Below are 23,411 nucleotides of genomic sequence, written 5' to 3'. Positions count from 1 at the left end.
ACGGAGTCCCGATATGGCGATCGAGAACCATCACCTCCTCCAGCTTCCTACGACTGCAGCGTGGCGGCACTGCGGGTTGCGAGACGGCTTCGAGGTGGCGTACTTCGCAACGGGTTCAGCAGACGGTGCGACCCAAATCTGGGGTAGCAGTGTCGCGGTGGAAGGAACCGCGAGCTATGCGGTCAGCTACCGCGTGGTCGTCGACGAAAATTGGAAAACGCGTGAGGCAAGCATCGAGACGCGGACCCGTGGCGCGACCTGGAGCATGGAACTCGTTCGCGATGAGCACGGCACATGGTTTGTCGACGGTGAAGAACGAGCTGACCTCTCAGCATGTACGGATATCGATCTCGAAGCGTCTGTCGTCACCAACACCATTCCCGTTCACAGGCTCTCGGCCATCTCCGGCCCGCACGAAGTACGCGCCGTGTACGTCCGCGCTACGGAGCGCAGGGTGGAAGTACTCGATCAAACCTATTCATTTCCAGTGGTTGGCGCGTCATCGTTCGCATGCGCCTACAGGGCCCCGCAATTCGAGTATTCCGCAGATCTACGGTACGACGCGTCGGGACTCATCGTCGAATACCCGGAGCTCGCCACTCGTGTCGATAGCGTTCACGGCGATATCCAGTGATCGGGCGCTCTGATCAGTTGAGTGGTGTACACCAGGCCGAGCCGAGTGGCTGCAGTTGCACCAGATATCGGGACACTCGCCTCCCTCGCCGGATGGGCGTGATGTCTTGATCGGCAATGTATGTACTGCGCCCGACGCCCGAAGTCAGGGATCCGGTGGGAGAGCGTTCGATGCGGTGATGGAGTTGGGCTCGTGCAACCGGGATCGCGCGAGTGGAGCTGGTGGCGACGCCCTCCGGGCTGGGCATGTATGAGCGGAACGGATTCACTGCCACAGCCTTTCCGGCCATGCGGGCGCAGCTGTGACGATCAGATGTACGCCGTCGCGACCATGGCCACGCCGACTACCGCGGTGGTACTGAGTGCCGTGCCGATAGCGTTATAGGCCGCGAGGCCGTAGCGTCGCCGTTCGAGTAGGCGCACGGTCTCCACACTCGCGGTGCTGAAAGTGGTGTAGCCACCACAGAATCCGACGCCGACTATGGCCTGGACCTGTTCCGGAGCCGAGCGAAACGCCACCAACCCCGCCACGACGCCGAGCACAGCTGATCCGGTGACGTTGATCAACACTGTGGCGTAGGGAAATTCGGTCTTCAGCCGTGATCGGATGACGCCGTCGAGCACGAATCTGCTCACTGCCCCTGCACTTCCGGCGAGAACGACCCACAGCGCGATCATCTCTTCTCCTCCGCCCGGGTGCCGAACCGTTGCGCGAGAACGATGCCCGCTCCGGCAGCGAACGTACCGATGACAACGCTGACGGTCATGTACACCGCGGCAGCGACCACACGATGATCTCGTAGCAGCTCCACGGTCTCGAGGGCGAACGAGCTGTACGTGGTGTACGAGCCGAGTACCCCGGTGCCGATACACAGCCGGATTCGGCGCCGCCATCCCTGGTCGGGGCCGGACAGTGCGAGGCGCTCCAGCAGCATTCCGAGGATGAACGCACCGGTGAGGTTGATGACGAGAGTGGTGAACGGGAACGAGCCGGCGACGGCCGGGTACGCGGACTCCGCGCCGTAGCGAATACCGGTACCCACCACGCCACCGAGAGCTACCGCCGCGATCGATTGTGGTTGGAGGTGCAGTGGACGTGACGAACCCGGGCTGTCGGGGTCTACCGGCATGGATCGATCGGCGGAGGTACCGCTCTGTGTCTCGTCGAATTCGTTCATCGAACCTCTCCCTATCTGCGGACATGCGAGTGCCGAGACAGGGACTGTTGTCGGTCCGAAGACCGAGGTTCGGTTACGGCGAGCCCCACCGCCGCTGCGCACCGAGGCGCGTTTTCCATCATGGCATACCTCGGTGCGGCTTCGCCGCAGTGGCACGGTTAAGTGCCCTGGGCGGCACCTATCCGCACCACTGCCGAAGGCACTGGACCGTCGTAGCGGGCGATCGGGCGAATGATCTTGCTGTCGTGTGACTGTTCGACGATGTTGGCGCACCACCCGACCATGCGGCTGCACCCGAACGTGGGGGTGAACATCGATCGCGGAATTCCACACAGTTCCATCACAACGCCGGCGTAGTACTCCACATTGGCGTACAGCTTTCGATCCGGCTTCAGATCTGCGAGCGCAGCGGCGATGACCTTCTCGACCTGCACAGCCTTGTCGATGAGCTCTCCGCCCATCTCCTGCGCAGTCTCGCGCAGCATCACCGATCGGGGGTCATCGGTTCGATACACCGGGTGGCCGAATCCCATGATTCGTTCGCCTGCAGTGATTTTCGAGCGTGCCCACGCATCGGCGGATTCGATGTCGGCAATCTCGTCGAGCCCGTCGAGGGCGCGATCCGGCGCGCCTCCGTGTAATGGACCGGCGAACGCCCCGATCGCTGCGCACAACGCGGACGCGATGTCCGAGCCTGTCGACGCGACAACTCGTGCGGTGAACGTCGAGGCGTTGAATCCGTGATCGATCGTGGCAGTGAGGTAGCGGTCGACGGCTCGGGCACGGTCGGCGTCGGGCACTTCTCCGGTGATCATGAGTAGCCAGTTCTGCGCCGTCGTCAGCTCTTCGCGTGGCTCGACGGGTTGCTCGCCGGACCGAATCCTGTGCACAGCAGCCAAAATGGTCGGCGTCATCGCGCACAGGCGTAGAGCCGTGGTCCGCTTGTCCGCCTCCGACGACTCGTACAGCGGTACCGCGCCCGCCAGACCGGACAGCACCGTCCGCAACGCCAGGAGAGGCTGCACGGGTCCTGATTGCGCGACCGTTCTCACGGCGGCAGCGACGTCGTCCGGCAGCACTCGCAGGGGTGCCACCGCGTGCAGGAACTCGGCGCGCTCGGTCTCGCTCGGCAACCGGCCTTCGACCATCAGGAACCAGGCATCTTCGAACGTGCCCGTCAGGGCCAGGTCGATGGCCGAGTACTGGCGGTAGTGATAGAACCCCTCGTCACCTCGCACGTCTCCGATCGAGGTGGTGGTGACGACGACGTTGTGCAGCCCGCGTGGGGCTTCGAGAACGGTCATGTCTGATCTCCTTTGTCCTGGTCAACCCCTACGATCCGCGTTACTGTTGATTGTTGTCAATGTTGATCCAGTCAATACGAAGGACGAGCATGACGTCGAACGACGGCCGAAATCTGCTCACCACGGCCCAGGCCGCAGCGCGACTGGGCGTCAAGCCTGAGACGGTGTATGCCTATGTCAGCCGCGGGCTGCTGACCAGCACTCGACTGCCCGGGGTGCGGGGGAGTGTGTTCGACGTCGACGAGGTGGAAGCGCTCGCCGGCCGCGACACAGCCCGTCGAACCGATATCGGTGCAGTGGAACGTATTCGGACCCAGACCACACTGATCGACAACGGGCATCTGTACTACCGGGGGCGTGATGCCGTTCAACTCAGTTCTCTTTCGTTCGAGTCGGTTGCACACTTCGTCTGGACAGGTGAGCTGCTGGAAGACGTGCAATTTCATGCCGATTCCGCAGTGGTGCAACGATGTCGACAAGCACTGGCGTCGATGGCTCCGGACTGCCGCTCGATCGATCGGATACGCATCGCCGTCGATGTAGCGGCCACCTACCGCCCGCTGCGATTCGATATCGGCTCCACCTCCGTGGTGCGCGAAGCGGGGCAGCTGCTGGCCACGGTGGGTGCGGCCCTCGGTGGGCAATCCTCGGAAGGGTCGGTGACGGAATCTGTTTGGGCGGCAGTGAAGTCCGATGTATCGGATCCAGGTGGACGAGTCCCGCTGCAGGCAGCGCTGGTGTTGATGGCCGATCACGGTCTGGCGGCGTCGACTCTCGGCGTGCGGGTAGCCGCGAGCACCCGGGCCAATCTGTATTCGGTTCTCGCGGCGGGACTCGGGTGCATCGACGGCCCTCTGCACGGGTCTGCTGCCGACCCCGTGTACAGGTTCTTGGCGACGGCGATCGATGATCCGGTAGCGGCTCTCGCAACACAATTGAGGTCCGGAACGCGTATCTCAGGGTTCGGTCACGTCGTCTACACCGACCGAGATCCACGTGCCGAGGAACTACTTCGGTTGCTCCGAGATCCCGCGCACGGTGCCGATTCCTCGGTGATCGCTGCCGCGGATGTCGTCATCGACGAGGTGAGCGATCGGTTCGATACCTTTCCCAATTCGGACTTTGCTCTCGCCACGTTCGCCCTTGCCTACGGACTCAGGGCAGACACGCCGGAGATGGTGTTCGCACTCGCCCGAATCGTGGGATGGACGGCACACGCGCTCGAAGAATACGAGGAGGCACCTCTACGCTTTCGAGCGCCGGGCATCTACACGGGGACCCGGCCGGGGACCTACTGAGGCGTCGAGCAATCCACCATCGCGAAAGCGGCGCGCAATTGTGCTCGCGCGGCGTCGATCTCGGCCGGCTTTCCTGCGAGGTGGTGCAGAAGGGCCCGCTGAAAGATGCCGTCGAGGAGGACGTACGCCGACGCCCGATCGAGTGAAGGCGTGGTTCCGCGAAGATCGCAGTAGCGAGCCACCACGCGCCAGATCATGTCCACCCGACGCTCTTCGATCTCGAGCACCTCGGTACGGAACGAATCGTCGAACAGGGCTTGATTCCGCAGGTCGTACCAGAGTCGGTGGATGCCGGCGTCCGCAGCGAGAGTGGCGAAGTACTTGGCCTCGAAGTCCGCGTAGAGGCCCGTGGCGTCGACCGCGTTGGCTACCACCTCGTCGTAGCGGGTGACACAGATGGCCTCGTACTGGCGAACTGCGTGCGTGATGAGGTCGAGTTTGTCGGTGAAGTAGTAGTGCAGGACGCCGTGCGAGAACTCGGAATTCTGCGCTATCTCGCGGAGTGAGGTGCGCGCATAACCCAGTTCGGCCAGCGTGTGCAGCGTCGCCTGCGCCAGTTCGGTTCGTTTGGACTCGAACTTGTTGCGAGCGCGCTCTTCGATACGCGCGCGCGGATCGACCGTCTGTGTCATGGTCCGGGTCCTTTCCGCGCGTAGGTCTCCCAGTGTATGCCCGACGGTGGATTCGCGAACCACTGCATTTCGCCCGTCCTGGACAGTCGTCAAGAAAAAGCTTGACGTCTGTTCAAATTCTAGCTTACTGTGACCCACAGCACATGCCGGAACGGTGGATGCAGATGCGTCCCCTCCGGTGCTCGAACTCGACACCCAACTCGGTCCGCCGTGCGGACGGGCCATCCACGAGAGGACTTTCCATGCCAACGGACAAGCGCGTCGTCGTCTACGGTGCATCGGGATATACCGGCCGACTCATCTGTGAGTACCTGCGCGAGTACAACATTCCCTTCCTGGCCGCCGGACGCGACGAGGGCCGCGTCAAAGGCATTCTCGACGCGGTGCCCGGTATCGAGACCGTCGAACACGACGTCGTCGAGGTCGAACACACGGCCGCGGCCCTGGCCGAGGCGTTTCGTGGGGCCGAGATCGTCCTCAACACGGTCGGGCCGTTCTCTCGATTCGGTCACGAGGTGGCCCAGGCCTGCCTCGAGATCGGGGCGCACTACACCGACACCACCGGTGAGCAGGACTGGATGATCGACGCCGAAACCAAATACGGTGCCGAGTTCGCCTCCCGAAACCTGGTGCTCACGCCAGGTTTGGCGCAGATGTACAGCATCGGCGAGATCGCCGCGAACATCTGCCTCGAGACACCGGGCCTGGACACCCTCGACATCGAGGTGTTCTGGAAAGGGCATCCGACGGTCGCGTCGACCAATACGATTCTCACGAACGCCGCGTTCTCCAAGGCCTACTACCTCGAGCAGAACGAGTACGTGGAGTGGCCGGACGACGGAGTCATGCAGGTAGTGGTGCCCGGCCAGCACGACCTGGGCCTGGCGCTTCCGTGGGGCGGGACATCCCATCCGGTGTGGTTCAAGAACGACCCTCGAGTAGCGAACGCTCGCGCCCTCGGCGGCGTGATCAACAAGCCCCTCATGCTGGCGGTACCCCAAATCATCTCCGCCGCAATGGCTCAGATGGAGGGCAAGTCGGATGCGGAGAAGTACCAGATCATCGACACGGTCTCTGCCTCGGTACGAAGTGAGACACCTCCCCGCGAGAATCCGCGCATCAACACCTCACTCGACTCGGTCTACGCGTCGGGACCACTCGGGCGCGTGCACACGGTGATTCACGGCAACTGCAACTACAAGCAGACCGCACTGCTCAACGCGTTCGCCGCGGCGCATCTGCTGCAGGGACCGCCGAAGAAGGTGGGCTTCGCGTCCAGCTGCCAGGCATTCGGGCATCGGGAACTGCTCGGTGTGCTCCGCGCCTTCGGACTGGTGCTCGAGCCCATCGTCACCGCGCACAGCTGAGGATCGGGCCGATGCGGTTGTCCGACTACCTCGACAAAGGGGTGTCGCTGGGCCGAGACGCGCCCTGTCTCACCATCGGTGACACCACTCGAAACTACGGCCAGGTGTACGACGACACGGTGACCATCGCCGCTGGGTTGCAGCACAACGGAATCGAGGTCGGCGATCGGGTCGCGGTGCTCTCCGCCAACGACCCGCTGGCGCTGACCTGCGTGTTCGCGATCTCGCGAGCAGGGGCGGTGTGGTGCCCGATCAACCCGCGCAACGAAGCCGACGAGAATCGGCAACTGTTCGATCTGTTCGGTTGTCGATTCCTGTTCTTCCAGAAAGCCTTTGCAGACCTGGTCGGTCGCATTCGCGACCAGCTCCCTCGGTTGGAATGGCTCGTCTGTCTGGACGGCGACGTGCCGGGAGCACTCTCCTACGAGCGATGGCTCGTCGAACACGGCTCCGATTCTGTTGCCGAGAGACGACCGGCGGACGGCCTGTGCATGATCGCAGGCACGGGTGGCACGACCGGAAAACCCAAGGGAGTGAGACTGACCGAGGAGAACATGATGACCTCCACGGCAACCGCACTCATGAGCTACCCCTTCGGCGACCGGCCTCGTTACCTGGCTCTCGCCCCACTGACGCACTCTGCCGGAGTACTGACGTTTCCCATCCTCAGTCTGGGTGGACACGTCGTTGTCATGGGCGCTCCGGACGTCGGAAAGTTCCTCTCCCTCATCGAGCAACACGGAATCACCCACGCGTTTCTTCCGCCGACCGTGATCTACGGTGTGCTCGATCATCCGGATCTCGACATCACCGATCTGTCGTCGCTGCGGTGCCTCTGGTACGGGGCCGCGCCGATGTCGCCGACTCGACTGGAAGAGGCGCTGACCCGTATCGGCCCGGTTCTCGGACAGCTCTTCGGGCAGACCGAGGCACCGAACATGATCGCCACTCTTGCTCCGGCCGACCATTTCCGTAGCGACGGTTCCATCGCCATCGAACGACTCAGCTCGGCCGGCAAACCGACGCCCCTGACAACGGTGGCGATCATGAACGATGACGGTGGACTGGTCGAACGCGGCGAGCGCGGTGAGATCGTCGTTCGCGGTCCCCTCGTGATGCAGGGCTATCACGAGAATCCGGACGCGACAGCCGAAGTCGGTGCACACGGCTGGCACCACACCGGCGACATCGGGTATCTCGACGACGACGGCTATCTGTACGTCGTCGATCGTGCCAAGGACATGATCATCACGGGCGGGTTCAACGTCTACTCGGCCGAGGTGGAGCAGGCTCTGCTGTCGCATCCGGCGGTGAAGGAATGCGCCGTCGTCGGGCTGCCCGACGACAAGTGGGGCGAACGCGTCACCGCCGCAGTACTTCTGCGTCCTGGCCGGGATGCATCCGACGAGGAGTTGATCGCCCATGTGAAGGCGAAGATCGGAAGCATCAAGACACCCAAACAGATTCAGATATGGACCGACCTTCCCCGCTCGAAAGTGGGAAAGATCCTCAAGACCGAAGTGCGCAGCACCATGTCTCACTCACTATCGAAGGGAAGCACACCATGACCGAGTTCGAGGGCAAGCGAGTATTCGTCACCGGATCCGGAGCCGGCATCGGAAAAGCCATCTCCACGATGTTCATCGAGCGCGGTGCACGCGTTGTCGTCAGCGACATCGACGAAGGTGCAGCAGCGAAGACGGCCGAGGAGATCGGAGCTGCAGGCATCGCCAACTGCGACGTATCCGACGAGGGTCAGGTACAGAGCGCAGTGGCACAGGCTGTCGAGATTCTGGGTGGACTCGACATCGTCATCAACAACGCCGGCATCGAAGTATCGTCACCGCTGCTGCAGCAGTCGACGGAAAGCTTCGACAAGATCTACGCCGTCAACGTCAAGGGCACATTCTTGGTGATGAAGGCCGCGATCGGCGCGCTGATCGAATCGAAGGGGAACATCGTCAACATTGCGTCGCTGGCCGGCGTCGGCGGAACGGCGTTGCTCGGTTCCTATTGCGCCACAAAGGCTGCGGTCATTCAGCTCACCCGGGTCGCGGCCATCGAGATGCGAGCATCGGGAGTACGCGTGAACGCCGTGTGTCCCGGATTCGCCGACACCGCAATGGTCGATCGCTTGGTCCCGGACTTCGAGGCTGCGACCCAGATCCCGTTCGGAGACCTGGTGGCAGCGAAGCAGGGACGACTGGGAACACCGGAGGACATCGCCGAGGTGGCATTGTTCCTCGCATCCGACCGGGCGACGTGGATCACCGGAAGCCACTACATCCTGGACGGCGGTTTGTCTGCGTCGCTGGTGTAGAGATCGAGGAGCTCCCCGTCATCCCAGGGCGACGGGGAGCAACCCTCGGGGCGTCTCGGACGCGATGTTCGCCAGCGCGTCGTCCAGTCTCGGATATCGAAACTCGAAACCGCTGTCTGTCAACACTTGTGGATCAACCCAGCGACTCTTCAAGACCAGTTCGGTCTCGGTGCGAATCACCCGTGCACCGAACTGAAGCAGCCATGCCGGTGTCGGTAGGCCGTGATTGCGGCCCAGTGCATTCCGGACCTGATGCATCAGCTCTGTGTTGGTCACCGGAAACGGAGTGGCGACGTTGACGGGGCCTGAAATTCCGCGGTTGTCGTAGAGATGATCGAGAACCTGTGCAACGTCTGCGACGTGCACCCAGCTGAACATCTGACCGCCGTCGCCCATCGTGCCGCCGAGTCCGACTCGTGCCAGGTCGATGATCGGATTGATAGCTCCTCCGCCTGCACCCAACACGATCGACATGCGAAGCGCTACTTTCCGAATGGCCACATCGGCGTCGAACAATTCACGCTCCCAGGCACGGGCGACCTCGACCGAGAAACCCGACCCCAGCTCACCCGACAGTTCGTCCATCGGCCGATCACGGGAATCGCGATAGATGGTTCCGGTGCTGGCGTTGACCCACAACTCGGGTGCGGTCTTGACGTCGGCCAGGGCACGTCCGAGGTGGGCCGTCGTCTGGATGCGCGACGACATGATCTCGTCTGCGTTTCTCTTGTTGTAGCGACAGCTCACCGAGCGGCCTGCGAGATTGACGACCAGATCGGCACCGTCGAGAACCTCGACAATGCTGCCGTGATCGGACCACGTTGCATCGCTGGATGTTCCGCGCCCGATGGTCTTGACTTGGATATCGCGTTCTTCGTAGTTGCGACGCAGATACCGGCCGATGTAGCCGGAGGCACCGCAGATGACGACAGTCGATGGTGAATCGTTCACTGGTCCAACCCTTCCGAAGAGGTCATTCGTTTCAGGAGACCGGTAACGTCGGTGACCAACCCCCGCGCCACGGGGAGACGAGCAAGGCGCACGGCCTTGGATACGACGGGCACGAGACCGTCGACCAGTGCGCGCGTGCGTCGCTGGTTGTCCGAGGAGTCGGTCACCCAGTGCAGAGTGACTCCCATGTAAATCATCCAGAGCAACGTCGGGAGAGCGTCTTTCAGTGACGCCGGAACCTTCTGTTTCGACGCGCTGAGGGTGGTTCGCATGAGATCGATGGCCATGGATCTGGCGTCGGACGATTCCTCCGAGAACGGACTGGAGCTTGTGCTCGTCGGCAGCGCCAAGTGCAGGAAGGATCCACCGAACGCGTGATAGGGCTCCATCACGTCCAGGCCGGAATGCAATACAGCGGCCAGATTTTCGGAGAGCGATCCGCCGTCGACGAGAACGCTGAGCGCGCGCTCGCGATGATCGCGCTGAATCACCATGTACAACTCGTTGACGAGCTCATCCTTGCCGGCGAAGTAGTAGTAGGCGTTCCCCAGTGAGACGCCTGCTTCGTCGGCAATGCGACGCATCGTGGTTGCCTGAAACCCCTCCTCGCGAAACAGGCGAAGAGCTACCTCGACCACCTTGTCGCGAGTGTCGGACGTGCGGGCCATCGTATTGACCTCATTTCTGAACGTGTTCAAATTCGACCATAGACCGCAGTTTGAACATGTTCAAGTCCCTGGCCGTGAGGTTCATCCGGGTGCCCTCTCACACCGCGACGCGCGGAACTCAGCAGGCCCTACGGTGTACGCATGGTCTATTGGGCAATGTCACAGGTGGATTCGATGGCCGGCGTCGCGGTCCGAGACGGCTACATCGACGGCGATGACGCTGCATTTGGCGAGATCGCGGATGCCGCGTTGGCATCCCTGGCGGAAGCGCCGTCGGCCGCCGTCTGGGCGACGTTGAGCGCGACGCACGTCTCGGTACCCGAGTTCGGTGATTCGTCGAAGACTCGCGCAGATCTGATCGGTGACGTGCAGCGGCGTATTCGTGACGAGGAGAACCGGCAGCGAGCCGGCGGATCGATGCCGCCGAGCAGTCTGAATACGACGCCACCAGGATCGGTTCGGGAGCAGTGGGCGCGCATCACGGACTGGCTGCACGAGCGTTTTCCGGAGAACAGGATCTCGGGGGCCGAATCCGAATCGATCGAACATGCGATATCCGCGACTGGGCAGAAGTGGCCTCCGGAGCTGGTCGAGTTCTTCGAGCTGGTCGACGGCGACACCTCGGGGCCCGCATTCGTAGCGATCTTGCCGCGCTACCAATTCTTGAATCTCGACCACGTGGTCGTGGAGCGAGCAAGAATGGTCGAAATCTGGGCCGACGTGTGGAGCTCACGTGGGCTGGAAGTGCCGCCCTCTGCGGGGGAAAATGCCTTCACCTTCGCTCCTGCATTCGTCCCGTTTGCAGGCATGGACGGCAACTTCTTGTTCGTCGACGCCCGTCCCGGCGAGCTGTATGGATGCGTCTCCGAATTCGACAAGTCAGGATCGGACGAACGCGGTCCGCGATGGCTATCGATCAGCGCCATGCTGACAGATCTGGCAGACAGTCTCACCCAGAACAGAGAGTTCGACGAGGGCTGGATGTGGTCCGTCGAAGGCGGCGCGCTTCAGTGGGATTGGAGCCGCGCAAATTCGGTTGCGAGGGACATCAGGCGTGCCATCGAGGGCGGCGTTGCCAGGTCCTGATGTACTCAGCCCGCAGGGGTTTCGATGTCGTCTCTGTCGGCGGTCCGGCCTTGATCGAGGAAGCGTACGTCAGCGGTGGCGTGCGAACAGGCGACAAAGTGCATCGAACCCGGGCTTTCGGGTGTAGTCGTCGCGAAGTACGCCCCACTCGTTCTGCCATCGGGCGTCGGTGACGATGTCCCTCAGGCCGAAGAGCTCGTAGGCCGTTACATCGCAGTCCGCGTTGACGACTGCCTCGGCAACCAGTTCGAGGATCTGTGCTTGTGTGGCTTCGTCCCGACCCGCTCCGGTCGGCCACCCGGTTTCGGTGACGTGAAACGGGAGAACGGAGGAGAAGCCGGCGACAGTAGCGCGGTGTCGTGCTGTGCGCACGAGATAGGTTGTCGCGTCCGAAATCTCGTGCAGCGGAACCGGGTGGAAGACATCGGGGAAGAAGTCGAGTCCCAAGTAGTCGAGCTGAGCGACCAGGGCTGGAGTCAGCGAGCCGGCAAGGCGATGCCAGAACTCCTCATCGGCAAGCCCGGCTGCGTTCACGCCGATGAGGACATCGGCACCTGTCCGCGCACGTTCGTCGAGAGCGGCTGCAACTGCTGCGGAGACGGCCTCGAAGCAGCCTGGGCTACCGCCATCGAGCGGTGCTGGCATATCCAGCTCCTCGCCGATCTGAACCTTGCCGCCGCCCCAGGCTTGCACGTCGTTCACTGCCCTCCGCACGAACCGTGCAAACCCTTCGGCGTCCGGTTCGGAGGACTGGTAGCTACAGACGAGGTCGATTCGTCGCCCACTGCCGGCGTACGCCTCGGGGTTCGCAGGGGTGGCCTCGATATTCGCGAAATTCCCTACGCCGGAGCCGAAATGGCGGAAACATCTGACGTAGAACTGCTCGGCACGTCCCTGCAACTCGGTCAACGCAACCAGTGTTTCGTTCACCCGCTCGGGCGGGGCGTCGACTGACTGAAACGTCACCAAGTCTGCGTTCACCACGCCGGGCCATATGCCGAAAATCATAGATTCCCCTTAGCCGTATACGGTCACTCTCCAGGAAACGGTAGCCGTATACGGTCATGGTGTCTATTCTTGACCTGTGCCGACCAATGCTCTGCTGAACCCGCTGGTCCTACCGATCCTTGGGTTGCTCGTCGAACAACCGCGGCACTCCTATGCGATCTTTACCGAGCTCAGGTCTCGTCACGTGCACATGACCGTGCGCAACGGCACTGTCTACACGCTGATCGAGCGGCTTCGAGCAGAAGGCTGGATTCGAAACGGCGACTCCCGAACGCCTCCGGCCGTCGAAATAACTCCCGACGGTGTGGAAGCGCTCAGGCAGAACGTGATTCGACAGGTGAGGGACTCGGAATTGATTGATGGACACGCCTTCACTACCGCACTGGCGTATGTCGGAATACTCGACAAACACGACGCCCGAGAGTTGTTGTTCGTGCGAGCCGCAGCGGTCCGCGACGGAGTTGCCCGACTGGACGACGTGCTGAGCAAGACCGACGTTCCTCCGCTGCACATGATCGAAGCCCACTACATGCGCTCGAAGCTCGCCCACGACGCTGAATGGCTCGAACAGGTCATCGCCGATGTCGACAGCGGGAATCTCGCCTGGGTGACCGGTCGTTGATCGTTTCCGACCTATGCGTGGATCTGATCCGGTCTTCCTCAGGTGAGGATGCTGGTGGCGCGATTCCCGCGCGGCGAAAGCTCATCGTACGTAGCGTCGCTGGTATGAACCACGAAGCCGCTGTAGCAAGTCGACACGTCAGTCGAGTCATAGGGCGCACACCCGATGAGGTGTACGAGTTCGCAGCCAATCCCGCGAACTTACCCAGATGGGCAGCAGGACTGGCGAACAGTCCCGTGACCATCGACGACGATCGACTTATTGCTGAATCGCCGATGGGGCAGGTGACAGTCCGATTCGTGCCACACAACGACCTCGGTGTCCTCGATCATGACGTCACGTTGCCGTCGGGGACCGTAGTGAACAATCCCGTAAGGGTGTTGAGCCATCCGAATGGCGCGGAGATTCTGTTCACGGTCCGCCAGATCGAGCTCAGCGATGAAGAATTCGAGCGCGATCTCGACATGGTCGCCGAAGACCTGAAGAGACTCGCGGAGGTGTTGGAAGCTCAGTGACCATTCGCGTCCATCAACATGGAGATGTACGCGTCCAATCGATCCTGGACAACACGTGGCGTCAAGTCGGTGCGGCCCGCTTCGCGCCACGGGGCAGCCCACAACTGCACTTCCTCGGAGCACGCCAGTGCGTCGCGCACACGCCAGTATTGCCGCGATCGTGTGCTCTCGGAGAGAACGCCGCCGGCATCTTCGTAGGCAGAAGCGAACCGCTGTCCCCACTGAGGCCCGTGTAGCAGAGCGAGATTGGTCGAACAGTGCGCGACGTCGAGGTCCGTCGGACCCCACGAGGCCCCTGCCCAGTCGACAACGCCGGTGATTCGGGGCGTGGCGTTCTGCGGTATGTCGAACAGGACGTTGCCGGGTTGGAAGTCGCGATGCAGCACTCGCCCGTCGTATGCCGGGACAGGGCTGCGGAGTATGTCTATTGCGGCGGCCCATACTTCCCCGTCGGCTCCGAACGGCACCACGACGGAACCCGCAGTCGTCATCGCCTGGTACTCAAGGGGTCTGGGTTCCGCGTTCACCGCGTGAATCTCGACGAGTTGCCGGGCAAGAAGGGGGACCCGCTCGTCCACGCCCTCGTCGGTGAGAACCGTCGAACCTGGCAGATGGGTCATCAGGAGCGACGGGTACTCGCAATGGGCAGCGGTGGGATCGAAGGCCACCAGTTGGGGAGCCGGCACGCCCGAGCCCGAAAGAAGTGTCAGGCCTGCGCTTTCTCGGAGCAATGAATCCTCGGCGTGTAGCAAGCTGGCTGGATCTGTATACGTGCGCAACACCAGGTTCCGACTGAATCCATCTGTCGTCCAGACGGTCAGCCTTCGCATCTCTGCGGTGATACCGCCGGAGAGCGTTTCGGCTTTAGTGATTCGTTCACCGGCGTTCAGGTGTCGACTCACCCATGCACGAGTGGACGGACTCACTGCCGAGAATGAATCGGGTCCGCTCACGATGTCACCGTCTCACTTCGATCGACTCGAGATTGTCGAGTACTCGCTGCACTGCGCGCATCGGGTGAGCAGATCATGTGTGCACGAGACGACGTGCGTCAGAAAGCGCTCGGCATGGTCGAGTTGAGCTTGTTGCCGTCGTATTCGAGCCAGTTGTTCTTCGATGACTGCGGTTCGTCCGAGCTCGTCTCGATGAAGTATCAGGCGAATATCGGCCAAGCTGATCCCGACGCCCTGGCAGGCTTGCAACACCCGCAGTCGTCGCACATGTTCCTCGCTGTAGTCGCGGTGGCCCGACGGTAGGCGCTCGGGCACAACAACACCCACGTCGTCCCAATGCCTCAGAACATGGGTCGGAACGTCGAGCTCCTCGGCAACCTCTCCGATCTTCACCGTGCCGATGCTCTCACGTTGACTTCAGGTCGACCTGAAGTATTACGTTCATCGCCATGACGATCGACAGATTCGATCTACCGGAGCCCATCTTCGTGTCCGTGGGCGGCGCTTCGGTAGCGACCTACGAGCTGACTCCCGATGTGGACGTGCCATCCGCCGACGTCGTGTTCTGCCATGGAACCCCCTGGTCGGCACAGGTCTGGATCGAGGCCGCTCGACACCTCGGCGCTGGACATCGGGTCTATCTGTGGGACATGCCCGGATACGGCCGCTCCGCACAGGGATCCGATGTGCGGACCGGCCTACCCAGCCAGATGCTGCGTTTCGCGATGTTGCTGGACCACTGGGGGTTGGAGCGGCCCTTCGTCGTCGCACACGACATCGGCGGTGCCGTCGCCCTGGGTGCCCATCTGATACACGGACGCGACTACGGCAGTTTGTACTTGTGGGACGTGGTGACCCTGGACCCGTGGGGGTCCGAATTCTTCCGGCTCGTCGCGGACAACAGTGACGTCTTCGCTGCCTTGCCGGCTTCCCTACACAAGGCGTTGGTCTTCGAATACATTGCAGGAGCGGCACATCAGCAGCTGGACCCAAACATTGTGGCGACGTTGACCGAACCCTGGATATCCGACAAGGGTCAGCCTGCGTTCTACCGACAGATCGCCGAACTGCGCCCCGAGGACACGCGACCGACAGTCGACGCGCTTCCCCGAGTCCGCTGCGACACGTCCATCGGATGGGGTCAACAAGACCCCTGGATTCCCGTCGACCAGGCATTTCGACTGGAACAGTTGTTGCCGGGTCGATCGAATGTGATCATTCTTCCGGGCGTGGGGCACCTGGCGCCGCTGGAAGCTCCATCACTCGTGCAACAAGCCTTGGACACATGGTTGGGTTGACATCGTTCTCCGAGGTGGGGTGGCCGCGCCTCGTGGATACTGGGTTCCGTGGTGCTGAGACGAATGGGAACGTCCCTTATCGGAGGCAGAGGGGCCCAGTGGGTTCGCGAGCTGAACGAGCGACACCCATGGAGTCACAACGACTACTTCCACAGTTGGATTCTGGCGAACCTGCCCGACAGGCGTGGCCGTGCAGTCGATATGGGCTGTGGTCGAGGCGGTCTGGTGCGTGCGTTGGCTCCCCATTTCGATCAGGTCGCGGGGGCCGACCGCGATTCGGAGATGCGCCGAATCGCAGAGATCACCTCTGCCGACGTGAACAATGTGTCGATCACAGACAGCCAACTCGACTCCTGGGCAGACGATTCGATCGATCTCGTGACGATGGTCGCCGTCCTCCATCACCTCGACATGGACGACGCATTGCGTCATGTCGAACGAATTCTCGCGTCGGGCGGACGCGTGCTCATCGTCGGGCTCGCGCCACCGCAAAGCGCACGAGATCTGCTGTGGGATGCGGTCTCCATCATCACCAATCCGCTGATCGGATTTCTGCACCGCCCGTGGCCGAGCCCGGTGCCGGCACCGCCGGCACCGTTCCCGGTGAAGGACCCGGTGCTGAGCTTCGACGAGATCGGTCACACGGTGGAGAAGCGGCTCCCGGGCGCGGTCATGCGACACCGCATAGGGTTTCGGCACACGATCGAGTGGACCAAGCCGCGCGTATAGTCACACCCACGGTGCTCGACGTTCCCACCATGGCATCGATCTGGACCGGTCGATCTCGACGGTCACGTCGCGGTACCGCTGATCCAATCGAGCTACCGCGACGCGCAATCGGTGGGCACGACGCCCGTCGCGTCGCATGAGTCGTTCCAATGCGTCGCGGGGCCCGTCGCCGAAGAAGCGGCCGTCGCACGCTGGACAACCCGTGAACCCGGCCAAAATCGGTACCCGATTATCGAGCAACGCTCTGGGCTTCTGGTCGACGCGATCTTCCAGATACTCGACTCGTCGACGCCACTGCGCCAGATATTGGAGTGCCCAACCATCGGTCCGCGCCTTGCGCTGCCTGTGCGGGTTCACCGGACGAACGGGGACATTGCCCTTTCGTGCAGAATCGTCATCATAAGCGCCATATCGGAGGCGGGGCCGGTGAGTGGTGCGGGCTGGTGAAGCGAACGATACCGCAGTATCGGTACTTGCAGAAGTCGACGCAAGGGAAGGCGGAGTCACATGTGGGATGTGCAAACGGCGGGTGTGCTGCGGCTGCCGTCGGGCAGTCTCGTTCGTGGACGCGCCTTGCGCGATCCGATACCGGACGGCCCACGGCCGGATCTCGGGGTCTACCTGCAGGGCAGGGATCCTGGTGGATTCGATTGGGACAGCCGATGGGTTCGGTGGCCCGACTTCTGGCTCCCGTCCGACTCGAAGGAACTCGAGGTTGTACTGCGAGAAGTACTGCGACGCTGCGCAACCGAGAGGGTTGAGATCGCATGCACCGGTGGGGTGGGGAGAACTGGCACAGCACTGGCGTGCCTCGTCGCGCTCGACGGTGTGCCCGGCGCCGCAGCCGTCGACTACGTTCGAGCCAACTACGCGCGTCGAGCAGTGGAGTCGCCCTGGCAGAAGCGCTTTGCGAAGACATTCGTGAAACCGGGTTCTCTGCTCTGAGCAGAATCCCCGACACCTCATGGAATCGAGGCCTAGGCTCCGATCATGGGCGAGGTCATACGAATCGATGAGCGCCGAGCAGCGCGCGCAGTGGAACCGTTGTGGCGTGAAGTGGTCGGCCGGAGGCTACGCGAGCGCAGGCACGCCCGCGGCGACACCCTTGCCGAGACTGCAGCCCGCGCAGGCATTGCGCCGCAGTACTTGTCGGAGGTCGAACGTGGCCGCAAGGACCCGTCGAGCGAAATCCTTGCGGCCGTTGTCGGTGCGTTGGGCACGTCGATGGCGGACATCTCACGCCTAGCGCATCACGACCTGTCGCGAGGAGATGCGACGTTGATGGCTGCCTGACGCCCCTCGAGAACCTGGTCGACGACGCCGTACTCGCGGGCGGCAGAGGCCGTCAACACCAGATCGCGGTCGGTGTCATGGCGAAGCTTCTCGACGTCGCGTCCCGTGTGTTTTGCAAGGATCGATTCCATCTCGGCCCGGACGCGGACCACCTCGTCCGCAGCCAGAATCAGGTCGGGAATGGTGCCGCGTCCCTGCGCCGCAGGTTGATGCAACACCACCCGACTGTGGGTCAGCGCAGAGCGTCGCCCCGGTGCCCCGGCGGCGAGGAGTACTGCACCAGCTGCAACGGCTTGGCCCACACATGTTGTGGCAACAGGTGATCCGATGAACTGCATGGTGTCGTAGACGGCCAGCATGGCGGCCGTGTCACCGCCCTCGCAGTTGATGTACATCGAAATCTCCTGATCGGGAGAGTCGGCCTCCAAGTGCAGAAGTTGCGCGATCATCGCGTTCGCGACACCTGCATCGATTCCGGTACCGAGGTAGACGATGCGCTCACTGAGCAAATGCGAATACACGTCGACGACGCGTTCTCCGCGCGAATCTCGCGTGATCACATTGGGAATCGTGTACGTGCTCATCGTGCCAGCTCCATTCCGAAGGATACCCGCCGCGCAGGCATGACCTGATCGAACGAGTCGACGATCGCATCGACGAACCCGTACTCACGGGCAGCCTCCGCAGTGAACCAGCGATCGTGCAGAGAGTCGTCGAAGATCTGCTCACGTGTTTGTCCCGTGTCGTCGGCGATCAGGCCGAGCACCGTATCTCGGGTATGACGCAGATCGTTGGCCTGCACCTCCACTTCGACGGCCGACCCTCCGATGCCCGCCGAGCCTTGGTGCATGAGTATCCGTGAATGCGGCAGGGCGTACCGCTTTCCTCGCGTGCCCGACGACAACAGGAATTGACCGGCGCTGCAGGCCAATCCGAGCGCGAGGGTCGAGACGTCGCACGGGACGAGGCGCATCACATCGCGGATGGCGAGCATTGCGGGAACCGATCCGCCTGGAGAGTGAATCCACAGGGCGATGTCGGCCGAGGAATTCTCGGCGGCCAACGTCAGCAGGTGAGTGGTGAGGACGGTGCCGTTGTCGTCGTCGAGGGGGCCGTCGAGCACCAGGACTCGGTGCCGTAGGAGTTGGTTGCGGAGTTCGGGCGGGAACATTCGAGGCGATTCGCTCATGACTCGAGTGTGAATCCGAATTCGGTTGCACACCAGGTGTTCTGCTGTGGGCAGCGACTCTGCTCACAGCTGCGTCGGCCGCGGAGGGACAATGGTGAGATGACTGCACTCGAGTTCTCCGAATCCATCACCGTCGCTGCGTCGGTCGACGATGTGTACGCCGTCGTCTCCGACGTCACCCGTACGGGTGAATGGAGCCCGATCTGCCAGGAGTGCTGGTGGAACGAGCCCGGTGGCGGTGGCGTCGGATCTACGTTCACCGGCCGCAATGTGGTGCCGGGTCGCACCTGGGAAACGGTCTCTACAGTGGCGGCGGCCGAACCCGGCCGCGAGTTCGCTTGGGTGGTGGGCGACAACTTCGTCCGCTGGGGCTACACGCTCGAGCCCGTGGACGGTGGCACACGGCTGACCGAGAACTGGAACTTTCTGCCCGGCGGCATCGCCCACTTTCACCGCAAGTTCGGCGACGACGCGCAGCAGGAAATCGACACTCGTAGCCGAGCCGCTCTCGACGGCATCCCGCGCACCCTGGCGGCAATCAAGCGAATCGTAGAAGCCGAAGCCTGACTGGCCACCGACGGATAGCCTGTCCGCATGGCAGCAACGGTTCTGCGTGTGTCTACGGTCCTCGAATCACGGGGCCCTGCAGCAGCAATAGTGCTCAGTGACGAACAGGTTGCGTCCCTCGGCTCCACCAAGACTCCGCCGGTTCGGTTCACGATCGGCGGTCAGACGGTGCGCGGTCGGATCGGGCGGATGGGCGGCGAAAATCTGCTCGGACTCAACAAGAGCGTTCGCGCCACACTCGGCGTAGCGGCCGGCGACACCGTCGACGTGACGATCGAATTGGACGACCAGCCGCAGGTGATCGAGGTACCGCCGGCGCTGGCCACAGCTCTGGACGCGGATCCCGCCGTCCGAGCAGCGTTCGATGCGCTCGCACCGTCGACGCGAAAAGAACACGCCCGCTCCGTCGCCGACGCGAAACGCGACGACACCCGCGAGCGGCGCATCACGGCAATCGTCCAATCCCTTCGGCCCTGAGGCCACGTCCTGCCTGCCGGGAGAGCGCCACAGGCAGCGGTGCGAGCCCATCGTGACACCAGTAGGGCTTGACGGGACACCACTGGGGCTTGACGTGACACCACTGGGGCTTGACGTGACACCATTGTGGTGTCACTCTTGATGCATGGAACTTGGGCAGTACGTCAACGACCTCCAACGTCGGTTGGTCGAGTCGGCAGCAACCGGAGACGAGAACACTCGTGCCGCTGCTGAACGACTCGTCGACGGCATGGATGCGGCGACGCGTCTGGTGATGCTCGACGTGCTGTCGGCCGCGGTAGGAGACATCAACCGCGACCTTGCCCCTGGTTCCGTGGACATCAGGCTCCGCGGACGTGAGATCGAATTCGTCGTGGCGGCACCCGTCTCGGAACCGGAAGACGACGAACAAACCCCTCCCAGCATCGAACTCGACGACACGAGCACATCCCGCACCACTCTTCGACTGCCGGACGCGCTCAAATCGCGAGTGGACGAGGCCGCGGCGTCGGACGGTATGTCGGTGAACACCTGGTTGGTGCGAGCCGTCGCCACCGCTCTTCAACCCAAACAACGCCGAGCCGCGCAACGAACGGTTCGTACCGGGGACAACTTCGCCGGCTGGGCGCGCTGATCGTCGGCTCCAACAAAGCTTTTCAGTAACTCTGCGCCGAGCAGAGTGTCACAACCATGCCCATAGGAGGCATCGCCATGCCCGAATTCGCTACTCCGACGCCGATCGACCTGGCCATCGATCTACAGGTCGGGAGCATCGACGTCGTTGCGACAGAACGCGCCGACACCGTCGTGACCGTCACTCCCACCAACCCGTCCAAAGCCGTCGATCGTAAGGGGGCCGAGAACACGAAGGTCGACTTCGACGGCGAGCGCCTCACCGTCATCGGTCCCAAGGCGCGCATCAGCTTCTTCGGTCCGACAGAGTCCGTCGAGGTGAAAGTCGAAGTGCCGCAGGCGTCTCGACTCACTGCGGAGATTGCAGTCGGCAGCCTCCGCACCGTGGGCGATCTCGGTGCCGTGCGCATCAAGAGTTCGATGGGTCCGGTCGAATTGGATTCGGCAGAGGACCTGTGGGTGCGCGCCGGGCACGGTAACGCGACAGTGGGTACGGCACTGGGCAATATCGATATCACCGCCGACCACGGCCAGATTCGACTCGGAACGGTCGTCGGTGATGCAGTGCTCAAGGCGTCGCACGGCTCGATCATGGTGCGGGAATCTGGCACCGAACTCGATGCCAAGCTCTCCTACGGCGATCTCGATGTCGAGAAGTCGCTCGGCGGAGTGAGCGCGAAGACCGCGTACGGCAGCATCACTCTCCACGAAGTAACCGGTGGCGCAATCCAAGTCGAGAGCGGATACGGCCAGGTCACCGTCGGTGTGCGGCGCGGTGTGCCCGCGTGGCTCGATCTGTCGTCGAAAGACGGACACGTTCGCAACGAACTCACGCCCGAAGGCGCACCCGACGAGACAGAAGAGAGCGTGTCGATTCGCGCTCGAACGCGATACGGCGACATTGCCGTCCGGCATGCACAGCACAGCTGACAGACAAGGACCGGATATGGAAACACCCGCAATTCACGCCCGTGGTCTGCAGAAGTCCTACGGCGACAAATGTGTACTCGACGGTGTCGACCTCACCGTCGACGCCGGCACCGTCACCGCTCTGCTCGGGTCCAACGGGGCAGGCAAGACCACGACCGTCCATATCCTGTCCACTCTCGTTGGGCCGGATGGCGGTTCGGCAACAGTCGCAGGCTGCGACGTCGTCGGCAATCCCGACGGCGTTCGTGCAGCAATCGGTCTCACCGGTCAGTTCTCGGCGGTCGACAACCTCTTGACAGGCGAGGAAAATCTGATGCTGATGGCCAGACTCCGGCATCTGGGACCGAAGCGATCCAAGCCGCGGGTCGCAGACCTGCTCGAGCAGTTCGATCTGGTCGAGGCCGCTCGAAAGCCGTTGTCCACGTACTCGGGTGGCATGCGGCGACGGCTCGATCTTGCCATGACCCTCGTCGCCCCACCGCGCGTCATCTTCCTCGACGAGCCGACCACCGGCCTCGACCCCCGCAGCCGACGCACCATGTGGGATATCGTGCGATCCCTCGTCGCCGACGGCACCACCGTGCTGCTCACCACTCAATACCTCGACGAGGCAGACGAACTCGCTGACCGGATCGCGGTTCTCGACGGCGGCCGGATCGTCGCCGACGGTACCCCGGACGAGCTGAAACGCCGCATGCCCGGCGGCCACATTCGACTGCGCTTCGCCGACATCCTGACGCTGGACGACGCAACCCGCGCATTCGGCGATGCGGTCGTCGACGCCGAGGGTCTGGCGTTGTCGGTACCGACCGACGGAAGCGTCCGCACCCTGCAGGCCGTCTTGAGCCGGCTGGATGCGGCAGGCGTTGCGGCCGACGACCTCAGTATCCACACTCCGGACCTCGATGACGTGTTCATGGCATTGACCGGCCGGACCGGCAGCAAGGTCGAATCATGACGACTGCAACGACATTCGCGATAAGTGACTCGGTCACCATGCTCCGCCGCAGTCTTCTGCACATTCGGCGATATCCGGGCTTGACGATGTTCGTCATCGGCGCGCCAGTGGTGTTCCTGATGTTGTTCGTCTTCGTATTCGGAGGAACCCTGGGCGCAGGTTTGCCCGGTGTGGACCCAGACGCCGGACGGTCTGCATATCTGCCGTACGTGATGCCGGGCATCCTCGCCATGACGATTGCCGGTACCGCCGGTGGAACGGCGACCACCGTTGCCATGGATATGACGGAGGGCATCACCGCGCGGTTCCGGACGATGGCGATCTCGCGTGCAGCGGTTCTGGCAGGCCACGTTCTCGGCAACACGGTGCAGGCCGTTCTCGGAGTGGTGGTTGTGCTGGCAGTGGGAATTGCCGTCGGCTTTCGACCGAATGCCAATCCTCTGCAATGGGTCTCGATTCTGGGAATGGTGCTGCTCATCGCCTTCGCGATCAGTTGGCTCGCGGTGGCGATGGGTATGGCGTCGAAGTCGGTGGAAACCGCGAGCAATCTTCCGATGCTGTTGCTGCTGCTGCCGTTCCTGGGAAGCGGATTTGTTCCGACCGACACGATGCCGTCGGGGCTGCGATGGTTCGCCGACTACCAACCGTTCACGTCGTTCGTCGAAACCCTGCGTGGACTGTTGACGGGGGAGCCGCTGGGTACGAATCTGCCACTGGCACTTGCCTGGTGCGCAGTGATCACACTGGCGGGATACGTCTGGTCGATGGCAATCTACGAGAAGAAGTCGGTGCGCTGACTCGT

General features: G+C 62.7%; 30 protein-coding genes. 18 read left to right on the top strand and 12 right to left on the bottom strand.

Annotated features, from left to right (window positions below):
• Positions 1-13: 13 nt before the first annotated feature.
• Positions 14-634, top strand: coding sequence for a putative glycolipid-binding domain-containing protein (locus BH93_RS23965; RefSeq protein WP_037172963.1), 621 nt, complete (start codon positions 14-16; stop codon positions 632-634).
• Between the two features lie 308 nt (positions 635-942).
• Here BH93_RS23965 and crcB (BH93_RS23960) read toward each other — a convergent pair whose 3' ends face one another.
• The 3 genes from crcB (BH93_RS23960) to BH93_RS23950 form a co-directional block, all read right to left on the bottom strand.
• On the bottom strand, positions 943-1,311 hold the full coding sequence (crcB, locus tag BH93_RS23960) for a fluoride efflux transporter CrcB (RefSeq protein ID WP_037172960.1): 369 nt from the start codon (positions 1,309-1,311) through the stop codon (positions 943-945).
• Complete coding sequence (gene crcB / locus BH93_RS23955) at positions 1,308-1,811, bottom strand: fluoride efflux transporter CrcB (protein ID WP_052064990.1); 504 nt, start codon at positions 1,809-1,811, stop codon at positions 1,308-1,310. The genes crcB (BH93_RS23960) and crcB (BH93_RS23955) overlap by 4 nt, the downstream gene beginning before the upstream one ends.
• A gap of 158 nt (positions 1,812-1,969) precedes the next feature.
• The gene (locus BH93_RS23950; protein WP_037172958.1) at positions 1,970-3,115 is read right to left on the bottom strand and encodes a citrate/2-methylcitrate synthase; all 1,146 of its coding nucleotides are present in this window, start codon (positions 3,113-3,115) and stop codon (positions 1,970-1,972) included.
• Between the two features lie 89 nt (positions 3,116-3,204).
• Between BH93_RS23950 and BH93_RS23945 the strand changes: the two genes are divergently transcribed.
• Complete coding sequence (locus tag BH93_RS23945) at positions 3,205-4,413, top strand: citrate/2-methylcitrate synthase (protein ID WP_037172955.1); 1,209 nt, start codon at positions 3,205-3,207, stop codon at positions 4,411-4,413.
• On the opposite strand, the gene BH93_RS23940 is transcribed toward BH93_RS23945, so the two are convergent.
• On the bottom strand, positions 4,407-5,045 hold the full coding sequence (locus BH93_RS23940) for a TetR/AcrR family transcriptional regulator (RefSeq protein WP_037173449.1): 639 nt from the start codon (positions 5,043-5,045) through the stop codon (positions 4,407-4,409). The genes BH93_RS23945 and BH93_RS23940 overlap by 7 nt on opposite strands.
• A gap of 242 nt (positions 5,046-5,287) precedes the next feature.
• Here BH93_RS23940 and BH93_RS23935 point away from each other — a divergent pair, with 242 nt between their 5' ends.
• From BH93_RS23935 to BH93_RS23925, 3 genes are read left to right on the top strand one after another with little or no spacing between them, the layout of a single operon-like run.
• Positions 5,288-6,412, top strand: a complete 1,125-nt coding sequence (locus tag BH93_RS23935; RefSeq protein ID WP_037172954.1) for a DUF5938 domain-containing protein — start codon at positions 5,288-5,290, stop codon at positions 6,410-6,412.
• Positions 6,413-6,423: 11 nt separating this feature from the next.
• Complete coding sequence (locus BH93_RS23930; RefSeq protein ID WP_037172953.1) at positions 6,424-7,980, top strand: acyl-CoA synthetase; 1,557 nt, start codon at positions 6,424-6,426, stop codon at positions 7,978-7,980.
• A complete protein-coding gene (locus tag BH93_RS23925) occupies positions 7,977-8,732 on the top strand; it encodes an SDR family NAD(P)-dependent oxidoreductase (protein ID WP_037172952.1) in 756 nt (251 codons plus the stop codon). Before BH93_RS23930 ends, BH93_RS23925 begins: the two co-directional genes overlap by 4 nt.
• 18 nt (positions 8,733-8,750) lie before the next feature.
• Here BH93_RS23925 and BH93_RS23920 read toward each other — a convergent pair whose 3' ends face one another.
• Together BH93_RS23920 and BH93_RS23915 are read right to left on the bottom strand one after the other, a co-directional pair.
• Entirely contained in the window at positions 8,751-9,683 is a 933-nt protein-coding gene (locus BH93_RS23920) for a TIGR01777 family oxidoreductase (RefSeq protein WP_037172950.1), read from the bottom strand.
• Positions 9,680-10,351, bottom strand: coding sequence for a TetR/AcrR family transcriptional regulator (locus tag BH93_RS23915; protein ID WP_037172947.1), 672 nt, complete (start codon positions 10,349-10,351; stop codon positions 9,680-9,682). Before BH93_RS23915 ends, BH93_RS23920 begins: the two co-directional genes overlap by 4 nt.
• A gap of 141 nt (positions 10,352-10,492) precedes the next feature.
• Here BH93_RS23915 and BH93_RS23910 point away from each other — a divergent pair, with 141 nt between their 5' ends.
• The gene (locus tag BH93_RS23910; protein ID WP_155290910.1) at positions 10,493-11,437 is read left to right on the top strand and encodes an SMI1/KNR4 family protein; all 945 of its coding nucleotides are present in this window, start codon (positions 10,493-10,495) and stop codon (positions 11,435-11,437) included.
• A gap of 69 nt (positions 11,438-11,506) precedes the next feature.
• On the opposite strand, the gene BH93_RS23905 is transcribed toward BH93_RS23910, so the two are convergent.
• Positions 11,507-12,445, bottom strand: coding sequence for a hypothetical protein (locus tag BH93_RS23905; protein ID WP_037172945.1), 939 nt, complete (start codon positions 12,443-12,445; stop codon positions 11,507-11,509).
• A gap of 76 nt (positions 12,446-12,521) precedes the next feature.
• Here BH93_RS23905 and BH93_RS23900 point away from each other — a divergent pair, with 76 nt between their 5' ends.
• Both BH93_RS23900 and BH93_RS23895 read left to right on the top strand, forming a co-directional pair.
• Complete coding sequence (locus BH93_RS23900; RefSeq protein ID WP_037172943.1) at positions 12,522-13,067, top strand: PadR family transcriptional regulator; 546 nt, start codon at positions 12,522-12,524, stop codon at positions 13,065-13,067.
• 104 nt (positions 13,068-13,171) lie between these two features.
• A complete protein-coding gene (locus BH93_RS23895) occupies positions 13,172-13,582 on the top strand; it encodes a polyketide cyclase (RefSeq protein ID WP_037172942.1) in 411 nt (136 codons plus the stop codon).
• On the opposite strand, the gene BH93_RS23890 is transcribed toward BH93_RS23895, so the two are convergent.
• Both BH93_RS23890 and BH93_RS23885 read right to left on the bottom strand, forming a co-directional pair.
• The gene (locus BH93_RS23890) at positions 13,576-14,412 is read right to left on the bottom strand and encodes an aminoglycoside phosphotransferase family protein (RefSeq protein WP_242459258.1); all 837 of its coding nucleotides are present in this window, start codon (positions 14,410-14,412) and stop codon (positions 13,576-13,578) included. The genes BH93_RS23895 and BH93_RS23890 overlap by 7 nt on opposite strands.
• A 135-nt stretch (positions 14,413-14,547) precedes the next feature.
• The gene (locus BH93_RS23885; RefSeq protein ID WP_037172940.1) at positions 14,548-14,928 is read right to left on the bottom strand and encodes a MerR family transcriptional regulator; all 381 of its coding nucleotides are present in this window, start codon (positions 14,926-14,928) and stop codon (positions 14,548-14,550) included.
• Positions 14,929-14,984: 56 nt separating this feature from the next.
• On the opposite strand from BH93_RS23885, the gene BH93_RS23880 reads away from it, so the two are divergent.
• Positions 14,985-15,833: an alpha/beta fold hydrolase gene (locus tag BH93_RS23880; protein ID WP_037172938.1), complete on the top strand. Its 849-nt coding sequence runs from the start codon at positions 14,985-14,987 to the stop codon at positions 15,831-15,833.
• Positions 15,834-15,896: 63 nt separating this feature from the next.
• A complete protein-coding gene (locus BH93_RS23875) occupies positions 15,897-16,562 on the top strand; it encodes a class I SAM-dependent methyltransferase (RefSeq protein WP_052064987.1) in 666 nt (221 codons plus the stop codon).
• Here the strand turns inward: BH93_RS23875 and BH93_RS23870 are convergent, their stop codons facing one another.
• Positions 16,563-16,919, bottom strand: a complete 357-nt coding sequence (locus BH93_RS23870) for a hypothetical protein (RefSeq protein ID WP_037172936.1) — start codon at positions 16,917-16,919, stop codon at positions 16,563-16,565. It lies immediately after the preceding gene.
• Positions 16,920-17,069: 150 nt separating this feature from the next.
• On the opposite strand from BH93_RS23870, the gene BH93_RS23865 reads away from it, so the two are divergent.
• Both BH93_RS23865 and BH93_RS23860 read left to right on the top strand, forming a co-directional pair.
• Entirely contained in the window at positions 17,070-17,507 is a 438-nt protein-coding gene (locus BH93_RS23865) for a protein-tyrosine phosphatase family protein (protein WP_037172935.1), read from the top strand.
• Between the two features lie 45 nt (positions 17,508-17,552).
• Positions 17,553-17,855, top strand: coding sequence for a helix-turn-helix domain-containing protein (locus BH93_RS23860; RefSeq protein ID WP_032376144.1), 303 nt, complete (start codon positions 17,553-17,555; stop codon positions 17,853-17,855).
• On the opposite strand, the gene BH93_RS23855 is transcribed toward BH93_RS23860, so the two are convergent.
• Both BH93_RS23855 and BH93_RS23850 read right to left on the bottom strand, forming a co-directional pair.
• Complete coding sequence (locus BH93_RS23855) at positions 17,813-18,439, bottom strand: ClpP family protease (protein WP_032376145.1); 627 nt, start codon at positions 18,437-18,439, stop codon at positions 17,813-17,815. The two genes, BH93_RS23860 and BH93_RS23855, sit on opposite strands and share 43 nt — an antisense overlap.
• Complete coding sequence (locus tag BH93_RS23850; RefSeq protein ID WP_037172932.1) at positions 18,436-19,044, bottom strand: ClpP family protease; 609 nt, start codon at positions 19,042-19,044, stop codon at positions 18,436-18,438. Before BH93_RS23850 ends, BH93_RS23855 begins: the two co-directional genes overlap by 4 nt.
• A 99-nt stretch (positions 19,045-19,143) precedes the next feature.
• Between BH93_RS23850 and BH93_RS23845 the strand changes: the two genes are divergently transcribed.
• From BH93_RS23845 to BH93_RS23820, 6 genes are all read left to right on the top strand, one after another.
• Complete coding sequence (locus BH93_RS23845; RefSeq protein ID WP_037172930.1) at positions 19,144-19,611, top strand: SRPBCC family protein; 468 nt, start codon at positions 19,144-19,146, stop codon at positions 19,609-19,611.
• 27 nt (positions 19,612-19,638) lie between these two features.
• Positions 19,639-20,088: a YdeI/OmpD-associated family protein gene (locus BH93_RS23840; protein WP_037172928.1), complete on the top strand. Its 450-nt coding sequence runs from the start codon at positions 19,639-19,641 to the stop codon at positions 20,086-20,088.
• 145 nt (positions 20,089-20,233) lie between these two features.
• On the top strand, positions 20,234-20,722 hold the full coding sequence (locus BH93_RS23835) for a hypothetical protein (protein WP_032376149.1): 489 nt from the start codon (positions 20,234-20,236) through the stop codon (positions 20,720-20,722).
• A 77-nt stretch (positions 20,723-20,799) separates the two neighbouring features.
• The gene (locus tag BH93_RS23830) at positions 20,800-21,651 is read left to right on the top strand and encodes a DUF4097 family beta strand repeat-containing protein (RefSeq protein WP_037173443.1); all 852 of its coding nucleotides are present in this window, start codon (positions 20,800-20,802) and stop codon (positions 21,649-21,651) included.
• 16 nt (positions 21,652-21,667) lie between these two features.
• Positions 21,668-22,609 (top strand): daunorubicin resistance protein DrrA family ABC transporter ATP-binding protein, encoded by a 942-nt coding sequence (locus BH93_RS23825; RefSeq protein WP_037172925.1) that lies wholly within the window; start codon positions 21,668-21,670, stop codon positions 22,607-22,609.
• The gene (locus tag BH93_RS23820; protein WP_037172924.1) at positions 22,606-23,406 is read left to right on the top strand and encodes an ABC transporter permease; all 801 of its coding nucleotides are present in this window, start codon (positions 22,606-22,608) and stop codon (positions 23,404-23,406) included. Before BH93_RS23825 ends, BH93_RS23820 begins: the two co-directional genes overlap by 4 nt.
• Positions 23,407-23,411: the final 5 nt, after the last annotated feature.

The organism is Rhodococcoides fascians A25f, from assembly GCF_000760935.2.
GTDB lineage: Bacteria > Actinomycetota > Actinomycetes > Mycobacteriales > Mycobacteriaceae > Rhodococcoides.
The sequence above is the reverse complement of the archived record's forward strand: the minus strand, read 5'-3'. Positions and strand labels throughout refer to the sequence as shown.